The following is a 22,464-nucleotide window of genomic DNA, read 5'->3' on the forward strand; positions in this document are numbered from 1 at the left end:
AATTGGCTTTCGAGCTTTTGTATTGCTATTTTTTATATAAACAGTGACATATCCGATTCTTCAGCGTTTGCAAGCATTGCCGCAGCACCACCGAGTTTAACGCCGTCAATAAGCTCTTCTGGTTTAATTCCCATCACATCCATGCTCATAGAACATGCAACCAGTTCTACCCCGTTTGATTGCGCAAGCTTAATTAAATCTTCGAGACTATCGACATTTTTGTTTTTCATAACGCCTCGAATCATTTTAGCACCCATACCGCTCATATTCATTTTAGAGAGCGATAGTTTTTTCGAGCCGCGCGGCATCATTCTACCGAACATTGTAGACATAAAATCTTTCTTCACTGATACTCTTTCTGGTTTACGCAGGATGTTTAACCCCCAAAAGGTAAAGAACATACTCACCTTACGCCCCATTGCAGCTGCCGCATTTGCAATTATAAAGGAGGCAATCGCCTTATCCAAATCGCCCGAAAACACAATAAGGTTTTTGTTGTTTTTATTGTCAACATTGCAAGAATTCTGCGCATCTTCCGATGCCTTTTCGATTAAAACAGTGGATACCCCTTTGTTGGATGTCATCCCCTGAAATAGGTTGCCTGTTCTGCGGCAGTAGCCTTGAATATCCGATGCAAACGCAGGGTCTGTGGTTGAAATTTCAATCACATCACCCGGTGACGCTTGCTTTAAAGCTCCGCATAATTTTACAATCGGGCCGGGGCATTGCAGCCCACAAGCATCAATTTTTAACGTGGTAACCTTTTTTTCAGCCCGCTGGGTTTCCGGGTTAAGCACTACAGGGTTTTTCGGTGCTGTTCTATTGCTGAAAATAGAGTGATACAGCCGATAGCCGCCGCTCAGATTATATACATCAAAGCCATTTTGCATTAAGATTCTGGCAGCGATGTATCCGCGAAGAGCAACCTGACAGGTTACATAAACAGGTTTGCTTTTATCCAGCTGATGAATGCGACTTCTTAAACTGTCGAGAGGTATATTGATAAAACCGTCGATACTACCGTTTTCAAACTCAATAGTGGTACGGGTATCTAAAAGAGTAACACTGCCATCGCGGGGCAAGTCTTTTACATCGTGCCAATGGAAGTTCTTCACTTTGCCGGTTAATATGTTTTCAATAACATACCCCGCCATGTTAACAGGGTCTTTTGCCGACGAGTAAGGGGGTGCGTAACAAAGCTCAAGCCTTGTAAGGTCGTATGCGGTCATCCCTGCGCGTATGGCGGTGGCAAGCACATCACAGCGCTTATCAACCCCGTCATATCCTACCACCTGCGCTCCCAACAATTTGCCAGTATTGGGTTCAAATATTATTTTAATCGACATGTTGACGGAACCCGGATAGTAACTTGCGTGTGAAGCAGAGTAGGTAAACGATTTATCGTATTTCATCCCCAAACGCTTTGCTGTTTTTTCATTGATACCCGTAGTTGCAACTGTCATATCAAATACCTTTAATATTGCCGAACCCTGCGTACCGGTATATCTGCTGTCAATACCGCAGATATTATCGGCGGCGATTCTCCCTTGCTTGTTTGCAGGCCCCGCCAACGGGATGGCAGCCTTCTGCCCTGTGACAAAGTCGGTAACTTCCACTGCATCGCCCACAGCATAAATATCGAGGTTGGAGGTTAACATATTTTCGTTAACCACAATAAATCCCCGCTCGTTGAGTGCAAGCCCTGCATTTTTAGCAAGCGCACTTTCAGGCTTAACACCGATCGCCATAATCAGCATATCTGTGTTTATTTCGCCGCCTTCGTAAGCAATTTGCAGTGAACTTCCGTTATCGGTAATCGATTTTACCGCCGTACCCAGCAGCAGTTTTACGCCTTTGCTCTCAATATGATGATGGACATCACATGCCATATCGTAATCCAGCGGTGCAATTACTTGATTTGCCATTTCAACAATCGTCACGTCAAGCCCTGCACTGTGCAGATTTTCTGCCATTTCAACACCGATATATCCGCCACCTACCACAACTGCCCGCTTGGGGTTGTTTTGCTCAATAAATTCTTTGATACGGTAAGTGTCGGGGATGTTACGAAGAGTAAACACTCTCGCGGAGTCTTCAGCACCCAAATTGGGTTTTATAGGCTCTGCACCCGTAGATAAAATTAGTTTATCGTAGCTTTCGGTGTAAGCCTCGCCGGTTTTTACATTTTTTACTGTAACGGTTTTATTGGTTGCATCAATTGAAGTTACCTCGCTGAAAGTACGAACATCTACACGAAAACGTGCATGAAAGCTGGCGGGGGTTTGCAATGTCAGCGCTGCTTTCTCTTTAATCTCCCCGCCAATGTAGTAAGGCAGACCGCAGTTTGCAAAGGAGATATATTCGCCCCTTTCAAACATCACAATTTCAGCGTGTTCATCCAAACGGCGCAATCTGGCGGCCGCCGAAGCGCCGCCTGCTACACCGCCTACTATTAGAATCTTCTGATTGTTTTTCATTGCGTTCACCATTCCATTTCAAATTATGTTATACTGTTTTTACAGCAATTGAAGATGTTGTCGTACGCTCAAAGCAGCTTCTTTGCTGTATGCGGTTGAACAAAAGAGTTTCAGGCATCCGAATAAAAAGTTCAACCGCTATAATACAAAAGCGGAGGGATTATGATGCTGCAAAAGCAAGATATTGAACTTCTTAAAAAAGCTTTAACCTTTTGGAATAAGCTAAACGCAGCCGAACAGAACCAGATTTTAAACAATACACACTCAGTGCGGTACGAGCGCGGATATAATGTGCACGGCGGTGATAACGACTGCATTGGCGTTTTGATTGTAAAAAGCGGAGAGCTGCGTACGTATATTCTGTCGGAAGACGGACGAGAAGTAACACTTTATCGCTTGACAAAAGGCAATCTATGCATACTCTCGGCTTCGTGCATTCTTAAAAACATTACTTTTGACGTGCATATCGATGCAGAATCAGCCAGTGAAATTTTACTTATTAATTCCGCTGTGTTTTCGGGAATCATCAGCCAAAATATTTATGCCGAAAATTTTTCGAATAAAGTAGCTGTCGACCGATTTTCGGACGTTATGTGGGCAATGGAGCAAATTTTATTTATGCGTTTTGATAAACGCCTTGCCATCTTTTTGCTGGATGAGATTGCAAAACAGGGTAACGACAGCATTTACTTAACCCACGAACAAATAGCAAAATATATGGGGTCTGCGCGCGAAGTAGTGTCTCGTATGCTCAAGTACTTTTCTGACGAAGGTATCGTCGAGCTGTTCCGCGGCGGGGTAAAAATACTGGATAAAACCAAGCTGCGCAGCTACACATAAGACTGTTAATGGTTATTTTTCTAACATACCCAGAATCGCTGCTTTTGATTTTGCGCCCACAGAAGAGTGAACCAGCTTACCGTCTTTGATGATTGCAAGAGTAGGGATACTCATAACCTGAAAAGCCTGTGCAAGCTCCGGCTGCTCATCAACGTTAATTTTGCCTACTTTTACGGTTGCAGAAACCTCGCTTGCAACTTCATCTATAATGGGGGATACCATTTTGCAAGGACCGCACCAGTTAGCCCAAAAATCGAGCAGTACCGGTTTTTCGGATTTGATTACCTCATTTTCGAAGTTTTCTTTTGTAATTGTCATAACACTCATGACTTCAATCCTCCTTGATTTATATTAAGGTTTTTATTTTTGGTATACCTTTATTATAGCCATATTTTTGGTTTTATCTGTAACCTAATCACATAGTACAAAAGTTTTGATTTAAAAGAGGCAATCACAACAACTGACAGGTGTGATTGCCTTATTTATTATAAGAATTATTCAGCTTGTCTGATACTATCCCACACAAAAAAGATGTGAACCAAGGCAAGCCCGCCATAAACGAGCAGAGTATTGGTAGGTGTAGCGGCGCAGGCAATACCACTGCTCTGCTCTACCAGGCTTTTAACAACAGTAAGCGCATATAGAGTAGAAATCGTTAAATAGATAAGTGAATTTGCAAATTTTCTTTTCTGTTTTAAATTGATACTATTTATAATAATGACAACCAACGCAATTGCCACGCAAAAAAACGATACAAACGCAGAAAATGCATAATACATGTGGTCTCCTCCCCGCTCAATTGCTGAGCTCATATGTAGTAATATATTAATGTATCTTTCTGTAATTTAATAGGAACCATTAAATTGAACAGGAACCACTGCTGGAATACCATATTAAAATACACAGAAGTACCATTGCCAAAGCAATTACAACTTTACGAATCGTTTTCATAACAGCTCACCTTTCGTAATTTCTCATTTGCATATTGCTTGTTATTACTCATTTTTAAATATTTTTTTTTCAATATCCGTAATCGTGATGTTTTCAAGCTCCTGCTTACATGATTCATCCAAACTTTTGCAGATAGAATCCATTACATCTGCCATACCGGATGCTATTAGACATTGCTTATCCGTATCCCCAGAGTGCCACGCTGAGGACACCACTTTTGCCTCAACCGCTTCGCATATTTCTCTTAGTGTAACGTCATTTGGATTACGAATAAACAAGTAACCGCCGTCTGCGCCCTCTTTCGTTGAAACCAATCCACTTTTTTTAAGCTTTGCCATAACCTTGCGTACACGGGCAGGGTTGGTACATACATTTTCTGAAATGGCTTCGCTTGAAAGCGTCGTTTTTTTATGGTTTAAAAACACCAGCGCATGAACCGCAACTGCAAATTCTCCTGTCAAATCGTTTCATCCTTTTTTATAAGTTAGTAAATAAATTCAATTACTTTAGTTTATGTAATTATAATTGTTACAGTTCTAACTGTCAAGCAAATCTTGAGCAACAACAAAAGCAACCCGCATAATTCTGCGAGTTGCTTTTGTCATTTATCATTTATTTACTGTTAAATGCAACAAGGTAGCCTTCTGGCATAGGATAATCTAAACCTTCCCTTTTAGCAAGCCTGTATGCCCAAAACGGGTCTCTTATTATTTCGCGCCCAACTGCAACCAAATCTGCATTACCAAGACGAATAATTGCCTCTGCAAGATCGTAATTTTTGATTTGACCAACCGCAATCACCGGCAATGCAACTGCATCTTTAATCGCTTTGGCGAATTGTACCTGATACGCCGGATAGTCTTGAATTTTTTCAAAGGTTCCGCTAATTCCGCCTGTAGATACATGAACGGCATCGATTAACGCTTCAACCGCCTGAACTGTCTTTACAGAATCTTCAATGGTTAAACCGTCGTCTAAATAATCAATTGCAGACAACCTCACCGTTACAGGAAAGTCTTTTGGTAGTACGCTGCGCACAGCAAGTAATACCTCCTTTAACAAGCGGACTCTGTTTTCATGCGTACCGCCGTATTCATCTGTTCTGGTGTTCGAAAACGGTGATAAAAACTCGTGAATCAAATACCCGTGAGCCCCATGAATTTCAATTAAATCAAAGCCGGCTTCTACTGCCCGCACTGCGGCATCTTGAAAAGATTGGATAATCTCGTGTATCTCATCTACAGAAAGCGAAACAGGTATGGGGTACTTGTCTGAAAAATAAATTGCACTTGGGGCAACCGGTAGGCTGTTTGCTATTTCGCTTTTTCTGCCGGCATGGTTCAACTGCACTGCTGCTACCGCACCGTACTTTTTGATGTTATCGGTCAATCGTTTCAAGCCATTGATATGCTTATTGTTCCAAAGCCCTAAATCATTCTTTGAAATTCTGCCGTTTGGGGTAACAGCAGTCGATTCCACAATAATCATACCTACCCCACCCAACGCCCTGGTAGTGTAATGAGCAATATGAAAATCGTTTACCAGCCCGTCTTCTGCCATATACATACACATAGGCGGCATAACAATTCTGTTGCGTAATTTTTGCTTTCCGATAAAATTTTCTTCCAGCAGCTTCATACTTTTGACTCCTTAATAACTTATTTTAAAACGAAGTGATTTAATAAATCCATTCTACTGCCTCTTGCATGGATTTTCTTGTTTTCGAAGGGACCTTTGCATCTTCTGCCCTGTAACCAAATGCAACCATCACCGAAATACCAAAATGGTTTGAATCCATTCTATTTTCTTCTTTGAGAATTTCATCAATTTTTGCTTTATCAAAGCCTTCTATCGGACAAGAATCAATTCCTATTTGCGCTGCTGACGACATCATGTTGGCTAGAGGAATATATGTTTGCTTAGTAGCCCAGTCGAACAGCTTTCTGTCATCCGATAAATCAAAATCTTTCTTTTGAAAATTCTCATAAAAATCGCCTTTCAGCTTTACAATTTCTTCTGGTAATTTTTGAATGTTTCTCATAAAATTGATGATATAGTCGGAACCTGCCGCTGTATCGATTGCTTTTCTTGCCAAAATGATGACAAAATGGCTTGCCGTGGGCAGCTGCCTTTGCGCACCCCATGCATATGTTTTTATTTTTTCTCGTAATTCTTTGTTTTGAACAACTAGAAATTTCCACGGCTCAAAGCCAAAAGAACTGGGGGATAATCTGCCTGCTTCTAGTATAAAGTCAAAGTCCTCGTCACTAATCTTTTTTTGCGAATCAAACTCTTTGCAGGCGTATCTGAAGTAATAGGCTTGCAAAATATTTTCTTTGGTATTCGGCATGAAAACTCACCCTTTACAATTAATATTTTCTTTGTTAAAGTAAATATATATTAAAATTGTAGACAATGCAAGTATGTACTTTTTTGTTATATACTATCATAAAGGAGAGTTACTATGAGTGAACCCTGTAAAACGCAACGAAATTTTCGCAGAGCAACCTGCCCAATGGAATATACCATGAACGAAATTTCGGGAAAATGGAAGTTGGTTATATTATGGCATATTTACGACGAAAAAGTGATTCGATACGGCAAATTAAAAAAATGCTTGAATAACATCACGCACAAAGTATTAAGCAATCAGCTGAAAGAGTTGGCAGCATCTGACCTAATCCATAAAGAAATGTATTATCAAGTACCTCCTAAAGTAGAATACTCCCTTACCGAAAAAGGCAAATCTCTCATCCCTATATTGAATTTAATGTACGATTGGGGGCTGCAGTTTATTGATACCCCAGAGGTAAGCGAAGTGTAGCGCTTTATCCGCTACTATTTTCAGCCCTAAGTCGCCCTTTATAAATTGCACAGCCAAAATTTGTACAACATTCACAGATACTGCGCAATTAACATAAAATGAACCGTAGTGCTATGTAAATATGAAAGCTATATCACTATTGAAAAGGTGAGTTTATGTCTGATTACAGAAATCAATTATTTTGTAATAACCAAAATGATTATAGAAAAGTAGTTAATATCCCCATAGAGTTATATGAATCTATAAAAGGGGAGTATTTTATCGGTTATGCCGATGAATTGAGTTTTGGTAATTATACCAGCGCATGGGCAAGATTATACAACCCCTGCAATTCGGGGGTGAATCTTCACGTGAATGTTTGGACGGTAACCGATATATCAACAGCCCCCTTCCGAGCGCAATTTTGGTTTAACGCCGATCCTCCCGGAATCCCGTCAGAATCCACCCTTGTTACCCCTTCGAATACGGCAATTCGCCCCACGCCAATACCTAAAGTGAAGTTGCAGTTGGCTTCCAACGTTACAGGCGAACCTACCGGAGGAGTAAAAGCTTTTGTAAGAAGAGGCGAACCGGAAATAACCTTGGTAGAAACAGAAAACGGCAAGCTCATTTTCCCGCCCGGTGGTTCTTTCTTGGTTTTTCTGACATTAGCTGAGAACCCCAATCTTTCGGCTTCCGGACGAGTAGCATTTGGATGGTGGGAAGAAAAAATCACTTGTCCATGTAGATATTGACTTAAAATTGCTAACTATTTTTTATATTCAAAACTACAAAAAAGCTGAATGCAAGAAAAATCAACTTGCATTCAGCTCTTTCTATTTGAACGAAACTCAATAATTATCATATCTTAAATGTGTGTGCAAAAAATAAACGCTCCTCACAAAAGTGAAGAGCGCAATTTGTTTGCGGCGCCTTGCCGCTGGTGGACCCGAGGAGGATCGAACTCCCGACCTTACGGATGCGAACCGTACGCGCTCCCAGCTGCGCTACGGGCCCATATTACAAGTTTCGAACGAATATAATTATACTCCTTCCATGTTTAAAAATCAAGATGCCACAACGTTTTTGCAGAAACTAATTTTTAATTCTACAGCTATAAATACAGAATAACATTATGCAAGTCTTTTTTTGAGTAACGGACGATTGCACACATGAAATTTAATGGTTTCGATATTAACAGAGACCCTGCTTATTTTAGCGGGGCCTCTGTTACCTTATTAACTATCTGCGGCGGGGCATACTGTGTATCGACCCATCCCCTGTGTCTTCCACCGCCTCGGTAACTGCTTCTGTAAAAGTTGGATGCGGGCGGATTACAGCGGCAAGTTGTGTTGCCGTAAGCTTGTTTACAATCGCTGTAGAAAGTTCGCTCACTAAATCGGTAGCGCGTGCACACATCAACTGCGCACCAAGGATTACATCGGTTTCTGCATCAAATACAAGCTTGACGAAGCCCCTGTCTTGATTTTCAATCAACGACTTACCGTTGGCAGACAGTATAAATTTTCCTGTCTTTATGGCGCGTCCCTGTGCTTTTGCATCATCGGCAGAGATACCGACTACGGCAATTTCGGGGTTGGTGTAAATACACGACGGTACAACATCAAGGCGGATTGTAGGTTGACAGCCTGAAATCTGCTCGGCAACACAAATCCCCTGCGCTGAAGCCACATGCGCAAGCTGAATGCCCGAAGTAACGTCACCGATGGCATATACACCCTCCACATCAGTACAAAAACGATCATCCACAACAATACTGCCTCGGTTCATCTTTACTGTAAAGCCATTGCTAAATAATTCATCGGTGTTTGGCTTGCGACCGATTGCAATAAGTACTCCATCTGCTGCCACAGTTTGCTCACCATTTTTGTCAGTGAATTTACATTGAAGTTCACCATCCGCTTGCACAATTTGCTGAACCTGCGCACCAGTATGGATGACTACACCGCGCTTTTTCAGTATCATAGCAAGATTTTGCGAAATTTCCCTGTCCATTGCAGGTAAAACACGCTCCATTGCCTCCACTACGGTAACCGTACAACCAAGTGCATTAAAAACAGATGCAAATTCAACGCCGATTACCCCGCCGCCAATGATAACCAACCTTTGATAAACTTGATTGCTGAGCGACAGCAGTTCATCGCTGGTAACTACATTTGGTAAATCCAACCCCTCAATTGGCGGGCGTGCGGGTTTAGAACCGGTTGCAATTAGGATATGGTCGGCAGTAAGCTCCTTTGCTCCATCGGCAGTTTTAACCGATATGTTGTGAGGTGCTATGATTGTAGCTGTTCCGTTTATCAGCTCAATTTTATTTGCCTTGAGCAGATTCTCGATACCGGCACGTAGCTTTTCTATCACTTCATCTTTACGGCGATGCATGGCACTTATATCGTACGATATTCCATCTACATGCAGCCCGATTGCGTCAAACGCTTGTGCCTCGGCAAACAATTGTGCCGCATGCAGTAAGGTTTTTGTTGGGATACAGCCGCGGTTAAGACAGGTACCGCCTACCTCGCGGTTTTCTATAACTGCCACGCGCAGCCCCAACTGTGCTGCTTTTATGGCGGCGACATATCCACCCGAGCCCGCGCCAATCACCGCTAAATTGTAATCGTTTATCGGAATCCACCTCCGTCTTGTTAAAATTCTTGCTTATGGATTAAATCTTGCAAGTCATAAATAATTTTCTTTTCTTGTTCGCCCTTTGTATCTTGCAATAAAGGGTTTAACGATGCTGCAAGCGCTTTTGAAGAAAACACACATCCTCGCACCTGCTGCGGAATTTGTGCAATAAGCCAAGCATCCATGGCATCAGAATAAACCGCCGCCTGTAAAACCCTTCCACGGTCGAGCGATAACTGAATTTGAATATCTCCCCACACAAAACGGTGAGTGAGTTGATACTGAAATTCCAGCCGATGACCGAATTTCCACTCCCAAGATGAAAATTTTTCGGTAAGCTGTTCCACCCTCTGCCAATCTATTTTGTCATCTGCAATACATGACGGGGTACACCCGTAAGTTTTAGCAAACGAATTGATTAAGCTGTGCTGTAACTGCTTGATTGTAAGCTCAGGGCAAAAATCTATTAGGTTTGCAACACGGCTTTTTACCGAGCTTACCCCTTTGGATGAAAGTTTTGCTGCCGAAACATTGAGATAGCGTGACAAATCTTGCATATTTACGTTAACAAGCAATGTGCCATGATGGTAACAACTGCCCCCACTGCGATAAAACGCATTGCCCGAAAACTTGCGTCCCTGTACGGTAATATCGTTTCTGCCCGATTTCTCTGCCTGAATACCAAAAGCTTTTACTGCGCTCAAAATAACATCTATTTGGCGGCTCACATTATAATCTTCTTCTCTTACTAAAAAAGTAAAATTGAGATTACCAAGGTCGTGAAACACTGCGCCGCCGCCCGAAAGGCGCCGTGCAAAATAGCCGCGGTCAGCCTCCAGCTCTGCTATTCTGCACTCTTGCCATGCATTTTGGTTACGCCCCGCCACAACAGTGAAGCGGTTTTGCCAAAGGTAAAGGACGCAAGTGCCGACGGGCACTGTTTCCAGCAGATATTCTTCAAGTGCAAGGTTGCGGTAGGGCAGTGTGTTTTGGGTGATGTAATATTGTGTTTTTGTAATCATAGTTCAAATTCATATTTCAGCCGCGGATTTCTCGCAGCGCCCACCTCATCTAAACGGCGTACAGGCGTGGTAATGGGCGCGTTATGCAGCGATTCGGGGTTAGTTTGGGCGGTATGATACAGCTTGCGGAACACCTCTGCTGCCTCGTCAAGTGTGTCTTTACTCTCCGTTTCGGTGGGCTCCACCATCAGCGCCTCGTGTACAATCAGCGGGAAATACATCGTAGGCGGGTGAATGCCGTTATCAAGCAGACCTTTTGCAATATCCATGGCAGAAACTCCGTGTTCTTTTTTAAGGCGTTCCAGCGTTATGACAAACTCATGCATACACGTGTGTTGAAACGCCATGTCGTAAAGGTCTGAGAGACGATTCATCAAATAATTTGCGTTGAGTACCGCATTTTGGGCAGCCTCGGTAATGCCCTCGCTGCCAAGTGTGAGGATATAGGTAAGTGCCTTTACCACAACCAAAAAGTTGCCGTAAAACTCTTTTACACGGCCGATGCTCTGCGGTGATTCGGTATCAAACGCGTACCCTTCACCCTCTTTATGCCAGTGCGGTGCAGGCAAAAACGGGGTAAGCAGATTTTTACACCCTACAGGGCCACTGCCCGGGCCGCCACCTCCATGTGGAGTAGAAAACGTTTTGTGTAAATTAAGGTGGATTACATCAAATCCCATATCTCCGGGGCGAACAATGCCCATTACCGCATTCAAATTAGCGCCGTCATAATAACACAGGCCGCCTGCATCGTGGATAATTTTTGTTATTTCAAGTATATTCTTATCAAACAAACCAACGGTGTTTGGGTTGGTAAGCATTAAACCCGCTGTGTCGCTGCCGACAACCGATTTCAGCTTTTCGATGTCTACGCAGCCATCCGCCTGTGACGGCACATTGACGATGGTATACCCTGCCATTGTTGCACTTGCGGGATTGGTGCCATGGGCTGAATCGGGCACAATAATTTTGGTGCGGTTGCTGTCTCCGCGCGATTTGTGGTAAGCTTTAATCAGCAGCAAACCGGTAAACTCGCCATGCGCACCAGCCGCAGGCTGAAAGGACATCGCATCCATACCGGTAATTTCGCACAGGTACTGCTCAGCTTTTGCAAAAACCTCAAGACACCCCTGTACGGTATGTTGAGGCTGTAAAGGATGAATTTTGCTAAACTGTGGCAATGCGGCAATTTCTTCGTTGATACGCGGATTATACTTCATAGTACACGAGCCAAGCGGATAAAAGCCATCGTTGACACCATGTGTGCGCTTCATCAGCTGGGTATAATGACGGCTGATGTCAGTCTCGGCAATCTGAGGTAGACGGGGTGCAGCTGAGCGGGTTTGGCTTTTAGGTAACGTTGTAACAGGTACATCGCATTCGGGCAGAATGGTACAGCCCCTGCCCTCGCGGCTTTTCTCAATTATCAGCTTCATTTACCGCACACCTCCTTTAAAACAGCAATTAGGGTGTCAATCTCTTCTTTTGTGTTTTGTTCGGTTGCACACCATAAAATGCATCCGCTCAGTTCATCTCCAAGCGGGTATCCGCCCAAAATGCCTTTTGCCTCAAGCGCACACATCACCTGTTTAGTTGCAATTGGGCTATCGGTAACAAATTCGTGAAAAAATTCGTTGCTAAATTTAGGCGTAAAACCAATTTCAGCAAGCCTATCGGCAAGATAATGCGCCTTAGACATACATTGTTGTGCCACCTGTGTAAGCCCCCTTGCTCCCATAGCGGTAAGATACACCGATGCAGTCATTGCACAAAGTGCCTGATTGGTGCATATGTTGCTTGAGGCTTTTTCGCGGCGTATGTGCTGCTCACGCGCCTGCAAGGTAAGCACAAAAGCACGTTTGCCGTCAATATCAACGGTTTCGCCAACAATTCTGCCCGGTAGTTTGCGCGCTACAGCAGATTTTGCCGCCATATAGCCAAGGTACGGCCCGCCAAAGCTTAGGGACATACCTAGCGGCTGTCCGTCCCCCACTGCAATATCCGCCCCGCACTCGGCAGGGGTTTTTAAAAGAGCCAATGTCATGGGGTTGCATCCCATTATGTATTTCGCACCAGCAGTATGAACAAGGCTGCCTAAACTTTCTACATCTTCTAACACACCAAGATAATTGGGCTGCTGTACATAAAAGCACGATACAGTATCATCAAGCATAGTTGCCAGTGCATCCGCATCGGTAACGCCGTTTTTAGCAGGCACAATAATTAATTCGGTATCAGCACCATCACAGTAGGTTTGAACTGTCTGTATCACATCAGGATGAGTAGTAGCAGAAATCAGTGCCTTAACACGTTTACGCTCTTTACACATTGCAACTGCTTCGGCAGCAGCCGTTGCACCGTCGTACACCGAAGCATTGGAAACATCCATCCCTGTAAGTTCGCAAATCATTGTTTGATACTCAAAAATCGACTGTAAAATGCCTTGACTGATTTCTGCCTGATACGGCGTATAGGCAGTGAGAAACTCTTCTTTTGAAATAACGCTTTTTACTATGGCAGGGATGTAGTGATGATATGCACCCGCACCCCGAAAAATGGATTGAAACACAACATTCTTATTTGCGATTTGTTCCATCGTGCGGCGAACCTCAAACTCCGATTTACCTTGGGGTAAATCCAGCGGTTCTGTAAGTAGCATGTTTTGCGGAACATCTGCAAACAACTCCTCCATCTTTTTTAATCCCATGCCCTCTAGCATTTGCTGACGCTCAGACAAGGTAGACGGGACATAACTGCCCATTTTCTATTCCTCCTCTTTCAGCAATGCTTCATACTGCTCGGGAGTAAGCAGTTCCTCCTTTTGGGAGATACCCTCCACTTCGATAAACCAAGCGTCGTACGGTGTTTGGTTGATAAGCTCAGGATGGTCGAGCAGTTCTTCGTTTATAGCGCACACCGTTGCAGTAACGGGGCTAAACACATCGGACACCGCTTTAACAGATTCAACATCGGCAAAAGCCTCTTGCATTGTAACGGAATCGCCCTCTTGCGGCATGTTTACAAATACAAGGTCACCCAAAGCGTTTTGTGCATAATCGGTCAACCCAATTTTTGCTTTATCTCCCTCTAATTTTACCCACTCGTGCGATTTTGAATAAAGCAACTCCTTCGGAATGTTCATAGTAAATCCTCCTTTAAAATCTTTTGATATTATTTTTAACGTTTATAAAATGGTAGTTTTACAACCTCCGCGGTAATACGCCTACCTCGTACATCTACTTCTACCGCTGTGCCGACAGCGGCATATTCAAGAGGTAAAATAGCCATAGCATAGGCACCGCCGAGATACGGGCAATGCGTGCCCGATGTAACCATACCGATTTGCGTTTTTCCCGCATAAACGGGGCATTGCTCGCGTGCTATACCACGCCCGGTTATTTTAAGCCCAACACGCTTGTGGTTAGGCGTACCTTTTGCAGCCAGCGCTGCTTTACCTATAAAATCGGGCTTTTCCATCTTAACGAAAAACCCCAGACCCGACTCCAAAGGGGTGATGTCGTCTGTCATTTCGTGGCCATAAAGCGGCATTGCAGCCTCCAGCCGCAAAGTGTCGCGTGCGCCAAGCCCGCACGGTATCAGCCCAAACTCTTTGCCTGTTTTGAGTAAAGTGTTCCACAGTACAGAGGCATCTTCGGGTGCACAGTAAAGCTCATATCCGTCCTCCCCTGTATACCCTGTTTTAGATACAATACATTGAATACCCGCCACGATACCATCTTTTACAAAGCTATAGTATTTTACGGGAATATGCTCGGTATCGGCTAATTTCATAAGAATATCGTGTGCTTTTGGCCCTTGCAGTGCTACCTGCGCATATGTATCAGAAACATCTTCAAACTGCACATCACCAAACAAACGCTCTTTCATCCACGCAACATCTTTATGGCGGTTGGCGGCATTCACCACTACCATGTAACGCTGTTCATCCATGCGATAAACAATAAGGTCGTCTACAACTCCGCCAGCTTCGTTGCACATTGGGCTGTAGCGAACCTGACCGTCGTACATACCTGAAAAATCGTTGGTTAACAGCTGATTAATGTTCCCCAAAGCATCCCTGCCGCTGAACAAAACTTCCCCCATGTGTGAAACATCAAATAAACCTGCTTTGGTACGCACTGCCATATGCTCGGTAATCACACCGGTTTCGTACTGTACAGGCAGTAAATAGCCTGCAAACGGTACTATTTTTCCGCCAAGGGCAACATGACAATCGTACAGTGGTGTCTTCAATTCCATACAATAAATCCTCCTAAATTTGATTGTTCTAATACGCAAAACAAGCATAAACTTTTTATTTTTACATACTGCCTAAACCTATAGGAGAAAACTAACCCTTTAAACAGAAAGAGGCGTACCTATTAAGGCACACCTCTGTAATGGTACCTGATAAATTCCACTGTTAAAAAACCAAAGCAGGGTTGCATCAGGGTGCTGCAAAGCAGCTTGTAAAGTTAAATTCGAACTAAATTCTTCATCCCAACTGTTCATATGGTGTTCTGAGTATAAAACCAATTTTTCCTTATTATTAAATATACCCTAAAATTTTCAAAACGTCAATCTATTTTTATAGAAAAACAATATAAAGAAACTACCTTCATGCATGTGTTTTTTAGCAACGCAAACGACGAAAAAGCGGCACTTGCTTATGCAAATGCCGCTACAAATAAACGTGGTATCATGTTTTTATTATGCTTTTGCTAGTCTATCCAACACATCTATCAAGAGCTTCCAGACGCGCTCGCAAGATGCAAGTTCAAGGCGCTCATCGGGGGTATGGCAACCAAACATGGTTGGGCCAACTGCAATCGCATCCAACCCTGATAGTTTATCAATAAACAAACCACACTCAAGGCCTGCGTGGATTGCCTCGATTTTTAGTTCGCCGCCAAACAATGTGCTGTAGCTCTCTTTAAAGAGGTCACGAATCTGCGAGGTTTCGGCATAGCTCCAACCGGGATACTGGCTATCACATGTCAGCTTACAGCCAAACAAATCAGAGAGCAGCTGAAGCTCTTTTTTTGTTTCTTGTTGCAGCGAAGCCACAGAACTTCTGGGTGAAAAGTATACAACAACTTCTGTACTGTCTGTTTTGATAACGCCCAAATTAACCGAGCAAACAACAAAACCGCCTGCAAGCACATTTCTTTTTCTCATGCCGTTCGGTGCCAAAAATACGAGTTTTACAATGGCATCGGTGGTATCTTTGCTCATCATTTGCTGGGGCAATGAGTTTGGCTCTTTTAGTTCTACACGGAAGTCCGGTTCAGCCGCAGAGACTTCATCGTAAATATCTTTAGCAACCGCTGTAATAATTGTTTTCGCTTTCTTTCTTTCTTCTTCTGTGCTAAAGGCAAGGGTACAATCACATTCACGCGCAATCGCATTATCTTTACTGCCGCCATCGATAGCAACCAAGTTCGCTTGGGTTTCTAGCAGAACAGCGTATAAGATTCTGCCCATTACTTTGTTTGCGTTCGCATGTTCCAAGTGAATATCTGCACCGGAATGGCCGCCGAGCAAACCGCGGATGGCAATTTCTAAACCGAGAGAGCTTTCTGTTTTTGCCCAATCAATGGTTTTATGCAGACGAATTCTCATACCGCCCGCACAGCTTACCGTTGCAATGCCTTCCTCCTCCGAATCAAGATTAATCATGGTTTTGGCACTCAGCACACTGCCATCCAATGCAACAGCACCAAACAAACCTGTTTCTTCCTGCACTGTAAACACACATTCAAGCGGAGGATGTTTTATTGTATCATCCGCTAACAGTGCAAGCATCATTGCCACAGCAATGCCGTTATCGGCGCCCAGCGTAGTGCCTTTGGCACATAAAAACCCGTCTTTTACCTCAAGGTGAATACCCTCATTGTCAAAATCGTGGACAGTGCCTGCATTTTTTTCACATACCATATCGGTATGCCCCTGCAGCATTACCGCGGGGAGATGCTCGCAGCCCTTGCTGCCTGCTTTTTTTATTACAACGTTATGTAATTCATCACGGTAACAAAACAGACCGTGCTGATTTGCAAATGCTTCGAGATAATCTGCAACCCCTTTTTCATTACCTGAAGAACGCGGAATTGCACAAATTTGTTCAAAATATTCGAAAATAGCTTTAGGTTCATATCCTTTTACGATATATTCCATCATCACATCTCCTAAAAAATAATATATAATTCATTCTATACCATCCAAGTAACAAAATCAACTGCAGCTTTGAATCGACGAATTTCTGAAAAGGTATGACAAATGTTACTTGTTTTAGTCACAACTTACTGGGCATATACTGCAATATGCCAAAAATATAAAATACGCTTGCCTTCTTAGGTAAAAAAGTGCAAAATAAGGTTATTATAATTGTGTAAAGTGTGGTGTAAAATGTTTACAAAAAAACAACTGGTTCGGCTGATTGTGCCTTTGATTGTAGAACAGCTGCTTGCCGCAACCATTGGTATGGCAGATACCTTAATGGTATCGGGCAGTGGTGAGGCGGCCGTTTCAGGCGTATCTCTGGTAGATTCGATTAACCTGCTACTCATCAGTATTTTTGCAGCATTGTCTACAGGTGGCGCAATTGTTTCGGCGCAGTATTTGGGGCGCGAAGATCACCCCAACGCTAATATAGCGGCAAAACAACTATTGTTGGTAACCACAGGGCTTGCAACGGTAATTATGTCTGTGTGCTTGATTTGGAGAACTTCCATAATCAACGGGTTGTTTGGTTCTGCAGAGCCTTTGGTACTGCAAAATGCGCTGATTTATTTTCTGCTTTCTTCGCTATCCTACCCCTTTATTGCCATCTATAATTCTTGTGCTGCCTTGTTTCGCGCAATGGGCAATTCAAAAATTTCGATGTTTGCATCCATTTTGATGAACGTTACCAACATTGGCGGCAATGCAATCTTAATATTTGGGTTTGGAATGGGCGCTGCAGGTGCCGCACTGGCAACTTTGCTTTCTCGTATGCTGGGGGCAACCATCATGATCATTCTATTGCGTAACCCGCATAATACAATACGGCTGGATACAGTTTTTCGGCTTGGTTTTCATCCTGAAATGATTAAAAGTATTTTACGGATAGGTGTACCAACTGGATTGGAAAACGGAATGTTCAACATCGGTAAAATTTTAGTTCAAGGGCTGATTGCCTCGTTTGGTACAATTGCAATCACAGCAAATGCTGTAGCAAACGGGGTTGCAGGGCTGGCACAGATACCCGGTTCTGCAATTGGGCTTGCAATGGTTACGGTGATAGGACAGTGTGTGGGAGCAAAAGAATACGAGCAGGCGAAAAATTATACTTTAAAGCTGACCGGTGCTGCCTATGCAATGATGACTGTGACAAACCTGCTGGTTGTGATTAGCCTTTCACCCATCATTGGGTGGTATTCGGTATCGGCGCAAACTGCTGTGGTTGCGAAGCAAATATTAATCTACCACAGCGTGTGTTCTATTCTGATTTGGACACCGTCATTTGCCCTGCCAAATGGATTGCGTGCCGCGAACGATGTGCGGTTTACTATGATTACATCCGTAATATCTATGTGGGTATTCCGCATTGGTTTCAGCTACATCATTGGGCAGTGGCTTGGTTGGGGAGTGTTGGGTGTTTGGGTAGCAATGAGTATCGACTGGCTATTCAGGGCTATTGTGTTTGTTACTCGATTTTTCAGCGGAAAATGGCAGAACAAACAGTTTATCTAACTACATATTATTTATATAAAAAGCTCTGGATGCAAAACTGCATCCAGAGCTTTTCTCATTGTATAAAACTTAGTGAATCTTATTTTTCTCTTTAGCCTGCATAACCTTTTTCCAAGCGTAAAGAGCAAGAGTAACAGCAATGATACCATAAGCGATAAATACACGGAAGTATTCGCCGATTTCGGCACTGCCGAAGATGTTTTTGCCTGCCATAGGGGAAACGTTGAACAGCAGGTGAAACAAGATGGTACCCATAATTGCCTGCCCAACAGTAGCTTTAGATACTGATGCACCGCCTATAAGCAAAGCTGCGGCTGAGAACATACCAACATTTTCATGCGCATTGTATGTGCTCATATTGCCGAGGTTTTGCAGGAAGATAATCTGACCAACTGCCGCCAAAACGGTAGAAATACATACCGCGATGATTCTGGTTTTGTTGACGTTGATGCCGGATACAGCTGCAACACCCATATCTTGTCCTACCGCTCTCATATCTTGCCCCAGTTTTGTTTTAAGAAATGCCGGAACAAACAAGCATAGCAGTGCAATAAGGATAAACGGAACCATAGGAACTTTTGCAAGTGCTTTGTATTGTTTGAAAAGTTCCATATTGCCTGCAACAAAACCGAATACAATAACTGCTGCAGAAACACCAATATTAATAAAATTCTTTTTGGTTTTTTCTTTTTTCAATATTAGCTTTAGTGCATAAATGGCCAAGAAGAGAGCGCCAAATAAAATAATTGCAGAGAAAATATCCAATTTCCAGATATTATCCAAAGCATACTTCATATTAGTAAGGTCAATGGTGTTACGAACACCAGGACGACCGGTACCAAGCATGATACCCGGTGCATCTATAGGGATAATTCCTCCGAGCGCAAACAGGAAGATAAACTGGTATACACCGGATGCAAAAAAGCCTAAGATCATACTGGTAATCATTTCTTGACCTTTTGTACGGTTGAGCAGAAGACCCGAAAGCCATCCAAAAAAAATTGCAAGAGGGATGGAGATGATTGTTGCAACCACAACAGCCGTGATTCCCTGCAGCTTCATAACACATACAAGGAATAATGCCATCTGGCCAGCCATAGCCCCCAGTACGATACCAAAGTTGAGCCCCAAACCGGTCAGAATCGGAATAATCAACGAGATAACCAAAAACGCATTTCGGTCAAAACGCGATATAACGTCCATTAAAATGATTGCAGGTGAAGAACCGGAGTACACTACACCTAAAAAGCAAACTATGATAAATACAATTGGAACAATGTTAGAAATGACAAACCTTCTCAGCTTGTCTATCGCCGTGTTTTGATTAAGCATTATCGCCGCCTCCAGTCTGAGAAAGTGCATACAGAATAATACCATTCGATACAATAATTCGAATAACCTCAGATAAGCTGCCCTCAGGCATTAGCTGATTGGCAACCGGAAGAGCAATTGTCAGAAGTGCTTGGAACAGAAATGTACCGAGAATTACATGAGATATTTTACAGGTTTTTGCCGTTGCACCGCCCAGTAAAACTGCTGCAACAGGTGCGAATGCCATGTTCAGCGGCGCATTGTATAATTGGTAAAAACCAAAACTTTGCGCATAGAAAATGATACCGATTGCACCAAGAACAGTTGAAAGTACGGTACCTATAATACGGCTTTTATTTACGCTGATACCGGATGCAATTGCAAAGCGGGGGTTATCACCTACCGCCTTCATGCCAACACCAATTTTACTTCTGGAAAACAGCCACATCAATAGGCAAGCAATCAGTGCAAACAAAATTAAGCCAAACGGAATGGTAATTCCAAATATTTTAAAAGAGAAGAAATTATTAAAAATGCCATCATAGTTGCCGCTTAACGCGATGGTAGAACGCAAACCCGAGCCTGATCCGCCGATTGGCCAAACCATAGTTGGGTCTTTAAAAGGCATAATCAACCAACCAATACACATCAACGATACAATGGCGTAACCTACATAAGTACCAACCATCATCTCTGAGCCTTTTACCGCATTGAGCAGCTTGCCATAAAGGTAACCGGCAACAATACCGAAAGGAATAGAGATTGCAATCGCCATGAGGATGCCAGTCCAACCTTTAAAGCCGACCTCAATACTGATTAATCCGCCCAAGATTCCGCAAAGCAAACCCACAGGTAAACCAAAGTTCATACCGGTACCGGACATAACTGCCGGCACCATTGCCAATGCAAGTACCATGTTCATACCAAAGCGAACCAGTACGTCTGAAACGAGCGTACCCATATTTTGTTGCTGAAAAATTGCAGTAACAATTAACAGCAGTAAAAATAAAATAATAATCAGACGCGGAAGGCCCATTTGCTTAATGCCTGTTTTTATACGATTCATTCCGCACCATCCTTTCCTGTACTCCCTGCCATTGCCAGACCAAATTGCGAATCAGGAGCGTCAGGGTCTAGAATATTAAAGATTTTACCGCCGGTAACAATTGCAATACGGTCGCAAATCTGTCTGAGCTCCGCAAGCTCGGAGGATGTCATAATAACGGTGAGACCGTATTCGCGATTGAGGCGGACGATGGTATCAAGCACTAAGCTTTTTGCACCAACGTCGATACCGCGGGTAGGTTCAGAAATCAAAAGCACGTCCGGTTTTAAAATAAGTGCACGCGCAATGCAAACCTTTTGCTGGTTACCGCCGGAAAGCCTTCTCACCTGCTGTGTTGGGCCTGTACAACGTATATCCAACTCTCTGATATAATCCAATGCATTTTTGCGGATTTCGGATTGGTTCATCTGCGTGAATGGACCGAATCTACGAATGTAACGATTTTGATTCATGATAGCGGGAATGACCATATTGAGTTCAATCGAGGTATCAGGAACCAAACCAACACCGCGGCGGTCTTCCGATACAAAGCTCAGTTTAGAATTAATGGAAGACTTCGGGTCGTTCAAAGTAAGTTTTTCGCCGTTGATGATAACTTCGCCATAGGTGGGGTAAATGCCCATTAAGCCGTTGGCAATACCAATTTTGCCTTGTCCTGCCAAACCGCCCAAGCCTAAAATCTCACCTTTGTAAACATCAAGGTCAACACCGCGTACAACTTCACCCGGCATTTCTACTTTCAGGTCACGAACAGAGATTGCTATTTTGCTTTTATCCAGCTTGTCGTTAACCTGCTTTTGAGACATATCAATTTTACGCCCAACCATCAGCTCAGCAAGTTGTTCGATATTCGTATCCTTTTTATCAAGTGTTTGTATCCAAGCACCGTCACGCATGACAGTAATTTTATCTGCTGCGTCAATTACCTCATCCAAGCGATGAGTAATAAACAATATGCCTACGCCTTCGGAAGCAAGCTTTTTCATAACCTTAAGCAGGCTTGCAGCTTCGCTTTCGGCTAAAACCGCTGTGGGCTCATCGAATACCAGCAGTTTAATATTCTTTTTGTCAATTTCACGTGCAATTTCAATAAACTGCATGTAGCCTACAGGCAATCCGGCAACCGGAAGATTTTCATCAACATCCATACCCAGCTTATCCAACGCTATTCTGGAGTCATCTTTCATTTTCTGGGCATCTAGGTTCTGTAGTTTTTTACCAAAAGCATAGCTGAGCACACCTTTTTTGAGTGGCTCGCGGTTTAGTTTAATATTCTCTGCAATGGAAAAACCGGGAATCAGCATAAATTCCTGATGAACCATGCCAATACCCAGACGCATTGCATCGGAGGGGTGGGTGATTTTTACGGTTTCACCGTTGATTGCTATTTCGCCATCGTATCCGCCGGTGGCATGTATAACTGACATTCCGAACAAAATGTTCATCAGTGTGGATTTACCTGCGCCGTTTTCACCGCATAGTGCATGGATTTCTCCAGGCATAACCTCCAGAGAAACTCCCTTCAGCACCTTATTGCCGTAATATTCCTTTTTAATGTCTTTCATTTGAAGGATGGGGGTCTTTTCTTTCAAGATGTATCGCCGCCTAGCATTT

Annotated in this window: 20 protein-coding genes and 1 tRNA gene; 4 read left to right on the top strand and 17 right to left on the bottom strand. The window is 43.2% G+C overall.

Annotated elements, in window-relative coordinates; genetic code table 11:
• Window positions 1-32: 32 nt before the first annotated feature.
• Window positions 33-2,477, bottom strand: a complete 2,445-nt coding sequence (locus EDD70_RS08685) for a CoA-disulfide reductase (protein ID WP_092750999.1) — start codon at window positions 2,475-2,477, stop codon at window positions 33-35.
• A 162-nt stretch (window positions 2,478-2,639) separates the two neighbouring features.
• Between EDD70_RS08685 and EDD70_RS08690 the strand changes: the two genes are divergently transcribed.
• Window positions 2,640-3,317, top strand: a complete 678-nt coding sequence (locus EDD70_RS08690) for a Crp/Fnr family transcriptional regulator (protein WP_341465102.1) — start codon at window positions 2,640-2,642, stop codon at window positions 3,315-3,317.
• Between the two features lie 12 nt (window positions 3,318-3,329).
• On the opposite strand, the gene trxA is transcribed toward EDD70_RS08690, so the two are convergent.
• The 5 genes from trxA to EDD70_RS08715 all read right to left on the bottom strand — a co-directional run bounded on the left by trxA (window position 3,330) and on the right by EDD70_RS08715 (window position 6,618).
• The gene (gene trxA / locus EDD70_RS08695; protein WP_423230120.1) at window positions 3,330-3,653 is read right to left on the bottom strand and encodes a thioredoxin; all 324 of its coding nucleotides are present in this window, start codon (window positions 3,651-3,653) and stop codon (window positions 3,330-3,332) included.
• 158 nt (window positions 3,654-3,811) lie between these two features.
• Window positions 3,812-4,096: a hypothetical protein gene (locus EDD70_RS08700; protein ID WP_092750993.1), complete on the bottom strand. Its 285-nt coding sequence runs from the start codon at window positions 4,094-4,096 to the stop codon at window positions 3,812-3,814.
• 216 nt (window positions 4,097-4,312) lie between these two features.
• A complete protein-coding gene (locus tag EDD70_RS08705; protein WP_092750991.1) occupies window positions 4,313-4,729 on the bottom strand; it encodes an RrF2 family transcriptional regulator in 417 nt (138 codons plus the stop codon).
• Window positions 4,730-4,880: 151 nt separating this feature from the next.
• On the bottom strand, window positions 4,881-5,906 hold the full coding sequence (locus EDD70_RS08710) for an NADH:flavin oxidoreductase/NADH oxidase (protein ID WP_092750989.1): 1,026 nt from the start codon (window positions 5,904-5,906) through the stop codon (window positions 4,881-4,883).
• Between the two features lie 40 nt (window positions 5,907-5,946).
• Window positions 5,947-6,618, bottom strand: coding sequence for an NAD(P)H-dependent oxidoreductase (locus EDD70_RS08715; RefSeq protein ID WP_092750987.1), 672 nt, complete (start codon window positions 6,616-6,618; stop codon window positions 5,947-5,949).
• 114 nt (window positions 6,619-6,732) lie between these two features.
• Between EDD70_RS08715 and EDD70_RS08720 the strand changes: the two genes are divergently transcribed.
• Both EDD70_RS08720 and EDD70_RS08725 read left to right on the top strand, forming a co-directional pair.
• Complete coding sequence (locus EDD70_RS08720; RefSeq protein ID WP_092750985.1) at window positions 6,733-7,092, top strand: winged helix-turn-helix transcriptional regulator; 360 nt, start codon at window positions 6,733-6,735, stop codon at window positions 7,090-7,092.
• Between the two features lie 155 nt (window positions 7,093-7,247).
• On the top strand, window positions 7,248-7,826 hold the full coding sequence (locus EDD70_RS08725; RefSeq protein ID WP_092750983.1) for a DUF6143 family protein: 579 nt from the start codon (window positions 7,248-7,250) through the stop codon (window positions 7,824-7,826).
• 186 nt (window positions 7,827-8,012) lie between these two features.
• Here the strand turns inward: EDD70_RS08725 and EDD70_RS08730 are convergent.
• The 8 genes from EDD70_RS08730 to EDD70_RS08765 all read right to left on the bottom strand — a co-directional run bounded on the left by EDD70_RS08730 (window position 8,013) and on the right by EDD70_RS08765 (window position 16,919).
• Window positions 8,013-8,088 (bottom strand) — tRNA-Ala (locus tag EDD70_RS08730).
• Window positions 8,089-8,313: 225 nt separating this feature from the next.
• Entirely contained in the window at window positions 8,314-9,696 is a 1,383-nt protein-coding gene (lpdA, locus tag EDD70_RS08735) for a dihydrolipoyl dehydrogenase (RefSeq protein WP_242943062.1), read from the bottom strand.
• A gap of 41 nt (window positions 9,697-9,737) precedes the next feature.
• Window positions 9,738-10,742 (bottom strand): lipoate--protein ligase, encoded by a 1,005-nt coding sequence (gene lplA / locus EDD70_RS08740; RefSeq protein ID WP_092750979.1) that lies wholly within the window; start codon window positions 10,740-10,742, stop codon window positions 9,738-9,740.
• Window positions 10,739-12,178: an aminomethyl-transferring glycine dehydrogenase subunit GcvPB gene (gcvPB, locus tag EDD70_RS08745; protein ID WP_092750977.1), complete on the bottom strand. Its 1,440-nt coding sequence runs from the start codon at window positions 12,176-12,178 to the stop codon at window positions 10,739-10,741. Before gcvPB ends, lplA begins: the two co-directional genes overlap by 4 nt.
• Complete coding sequence (gcvPA, locus tag EDD70_RS08750) at window positions 12,175-13,503, bottom strand: aminomethyl-transferring glycine dehydrogenase subunit GcvPA (RefSeq protein ID WP_092750975.1); 1,329 nt, start codon at window positions 13,501-13,503, stop codon at window positions 12,175-12,177. Before gcvPA ends, gcvPB begins: the two co-directional genes overlap by 4 nt.
• A 3-nt stretch (window positions 13,504-13,506) precedes the next feature.
• On the bottom strand, window positions 13,507-13,884 hold the full coding sequence (gene gcvH, locus EDD70_RS08755; protein WP_092750973.1) for a glycine cleavage system protein GcvH: 378 nt from the start codon (window positions 13,882-13,884) through the stop codon (window positions 13,507-13,509).
• A 35-nt stretch (window positions 13,885-13,919) separates the two neighbouring features.
• Window positions 13,920-15,002, bottom strand: coding sequence for a glycine cleavage system aminomethyltransferase GcvT (gene gcvT / locus EDD70_RS08760; protein ID WP_092750971.1), 1,083 nt, complete (start codon window positions 15,000-15,002; stop codon window positions 13,920-13,922).
• A gap of 450 nt (window positions 15,003-15,452) precedes the next feature.
• Window positions 15,453-16,919 (bottom strand): aminoacyl-histidine dipeptidase, encoded by a 1,467-nt coding sequence (locus tag EDD70_RS08765; protein ID WP_242943061.1) that lies wholly within the window; start codon window positions 16,917-16,919, stop codon window positions 15,453-15,455.
• Window positions 16,920-17,147: 228 nt separating this feature from the next.
• Here EDD70_RS08765 and EDD70_RS08770 point away from each other — a divergent pair, with 228 nt between their 5' ends.
• A complete protein-coding gene (locus tag EDD70_RS08770) occupies window positions 17,148-18,473 on the top strand; it encodes an MATE family efflux transporter (protein WP_092750967.1) in 1,326 nt (441 codons plus the stop codon).
• Between the two features lie 69 nt (window positions 18,474-18,542).
• Here the strand turns inward: EDD70_RS08770 and EDD70_RS08775 are convergent, their stop codons facing one another.
• Genes EDD70_RS08775 through EDD70_RS08785 form a run of 3 tightly spaced genes read right to left on the bottom strand, consistent with a single transcriptional unit; the run spans window position 18,543 to window position 22,442 of the window.
• Window positions 18,543-19,805, bottom strand: a complete 1,263-nt coding sequence (locus EDD70_RS08775; RefSeq protein WP_092750965.1) for an ABC transporter permease subunit — start codon at window positions 19,803-19,805, stop codon at window positions 18,543-18,545.
• The gene (locus EDD70_RS08780; protein ID WP_092750963.1) at window positions 19,798-20,850 is read right to left on the bottom strand and encodes an ABC transporter permease subunit; all 1,053 of its coding nucleotides are present in this window, start codon (window positions 20,848-20,850) and stop codon (window positions 19,798-19,800) included. The genes EDD70_RS08775 and EDD70_RS08780 overlap by 8 nt, the downstream gene beginning before the upstream one ends.
• Window positions 20,847-22,442 carry a sugar ABC transporter ATP-binding protein gene (locus tag EDD70_RS08785; protein ID WP_341465100.1) on the bottom strand — a complete coding sequence of 532 codons (1,596 nt, stop codon included), beginning with the start codon at window positions 22,440-22,442 and terminating at the stop codon, window positions 20,847-20,849. Before EDD70_RS08785 ends, EDD70_RS08780 begins: the two co-directional genes overlap by 4 nt.
• Window positions 22,443-22,464 lie beyond the last annotated feature (22 nt).

This window comes from Hydrogenoanaerobacterium saccharovorans (assembly GCF_003814745.1).
GTDB lineage: Bacteria > Bacillota > Clostridia > Oscillospirales > Ruminococcaceae > Hydrogenoanaerobacterium > Hydrogenoanaerobacterium saccharovorans.

Coding starts and splice junctions, on each gene's coding strand:
- EDD70_RS08725 (WP_092750983.1), top strand. CDS start 7,248: ATGTCTGATTACAGAAATCAATTATTTTGTAATAACCAAAATGATTAT.
- lplA (WP_092750979.1), bottom strand. CDS start 10,742: ATGATTACAAAAACACAATATTACATCACCCAAAACACACTGCCCTAC.
- gcvPA (WP_092750975.1), bottom strand. CDS start 13,503: ATGGGCAGTTATGTCCCGTCTACCTTGTCTGAGCGTCAGCAAATGCTA.
- EDD70_RS08690 (WP_341465102.1), top strand. CDS start 2,640: ATGATGCTGCAAAAGCAAGATATTGAACTTCTTAAAAAAGCTTTAACC.
- gcvT (WP_092750971.1), bottom strand. CDS start 15,002: ATGGAATTGAAGACACCACTGTACGATTGTCATGTTGCCCTTGGCGGA.
- EDD70_RS08710 (WP_092750989.1), bottom strand. CDS start 5,906: ATGAAGCTGCTGGAAGAAAATTTTATCGGAAAGCAAAAATTACGCAAC.
- gcvH (WP_092750973.1), bottom strand. CDS start 13,884: ATGAACATTCCGAAGGAGTTGCTTTATTCAAAATCGCACGAGTGGGTA.
- EDD70_RS08700 (WP_092750993.1), bottom strand. CDS start 4,096: ATGTATTATGCATTTTCTGCGTTTGTATCGTTTTTTTGCGTGGCAATT.
- EDD70_RS08720 (WP_092750985.1), top strand. CDS start 6,733: ATGAGTGAACCCTGTAAAACGCAACGAAATTTTCGCAGAGCAACCTGC.
- EDD70_RS08780 (WP_092750963.1), bottom strand. CDS start 20,850: ATGAATCGTATAAAAACAGGCATTAAGCAAATGGGCCTTCCGCGTCTG.
- EDD70_RS08770 (WP_092750967.1), top strand. CDS start 17,148: ATGTTTACAAAAAAACAACTGGTTCGGCTGATTGTGCCTTTGATTGTA.
- EDD70_RS08765 (WP_242943061.1), bottom strand. CDS start 16,919: ATGATGGAATATATCGTAAAAGGATATGAACCTAAAGCTATTTTCGAA.
- EDD70_RS08685 (WP_092750999.1), bottom strand. CDS start 2,477: ATGAAAAACAATCAGAAGATTCTAATAGTAGGCGGTGTAGCAGGCGGC.
- EDD70_RS08775 (WP_092750965.1), bottom strand. CDS start 19,805: ATGCTTAATCAAAACACGGCGATAGACAAGCTGAGAAGGTTTGTCATT.
- EDD70_RS08715 (WP_092750987.1), bottom strand. CDS start 6,618: ATGCCGAATACCAAAGAAAATATTTTGCAAGCCTATTACTTCAGATAC.
- gcvPB (WP_092750977.1), bottom strand. CDS start 12,178: ATGAAGCTGATAATTGAGAAAAGCCGCGAGGGCAGGGGCTGTACCATT.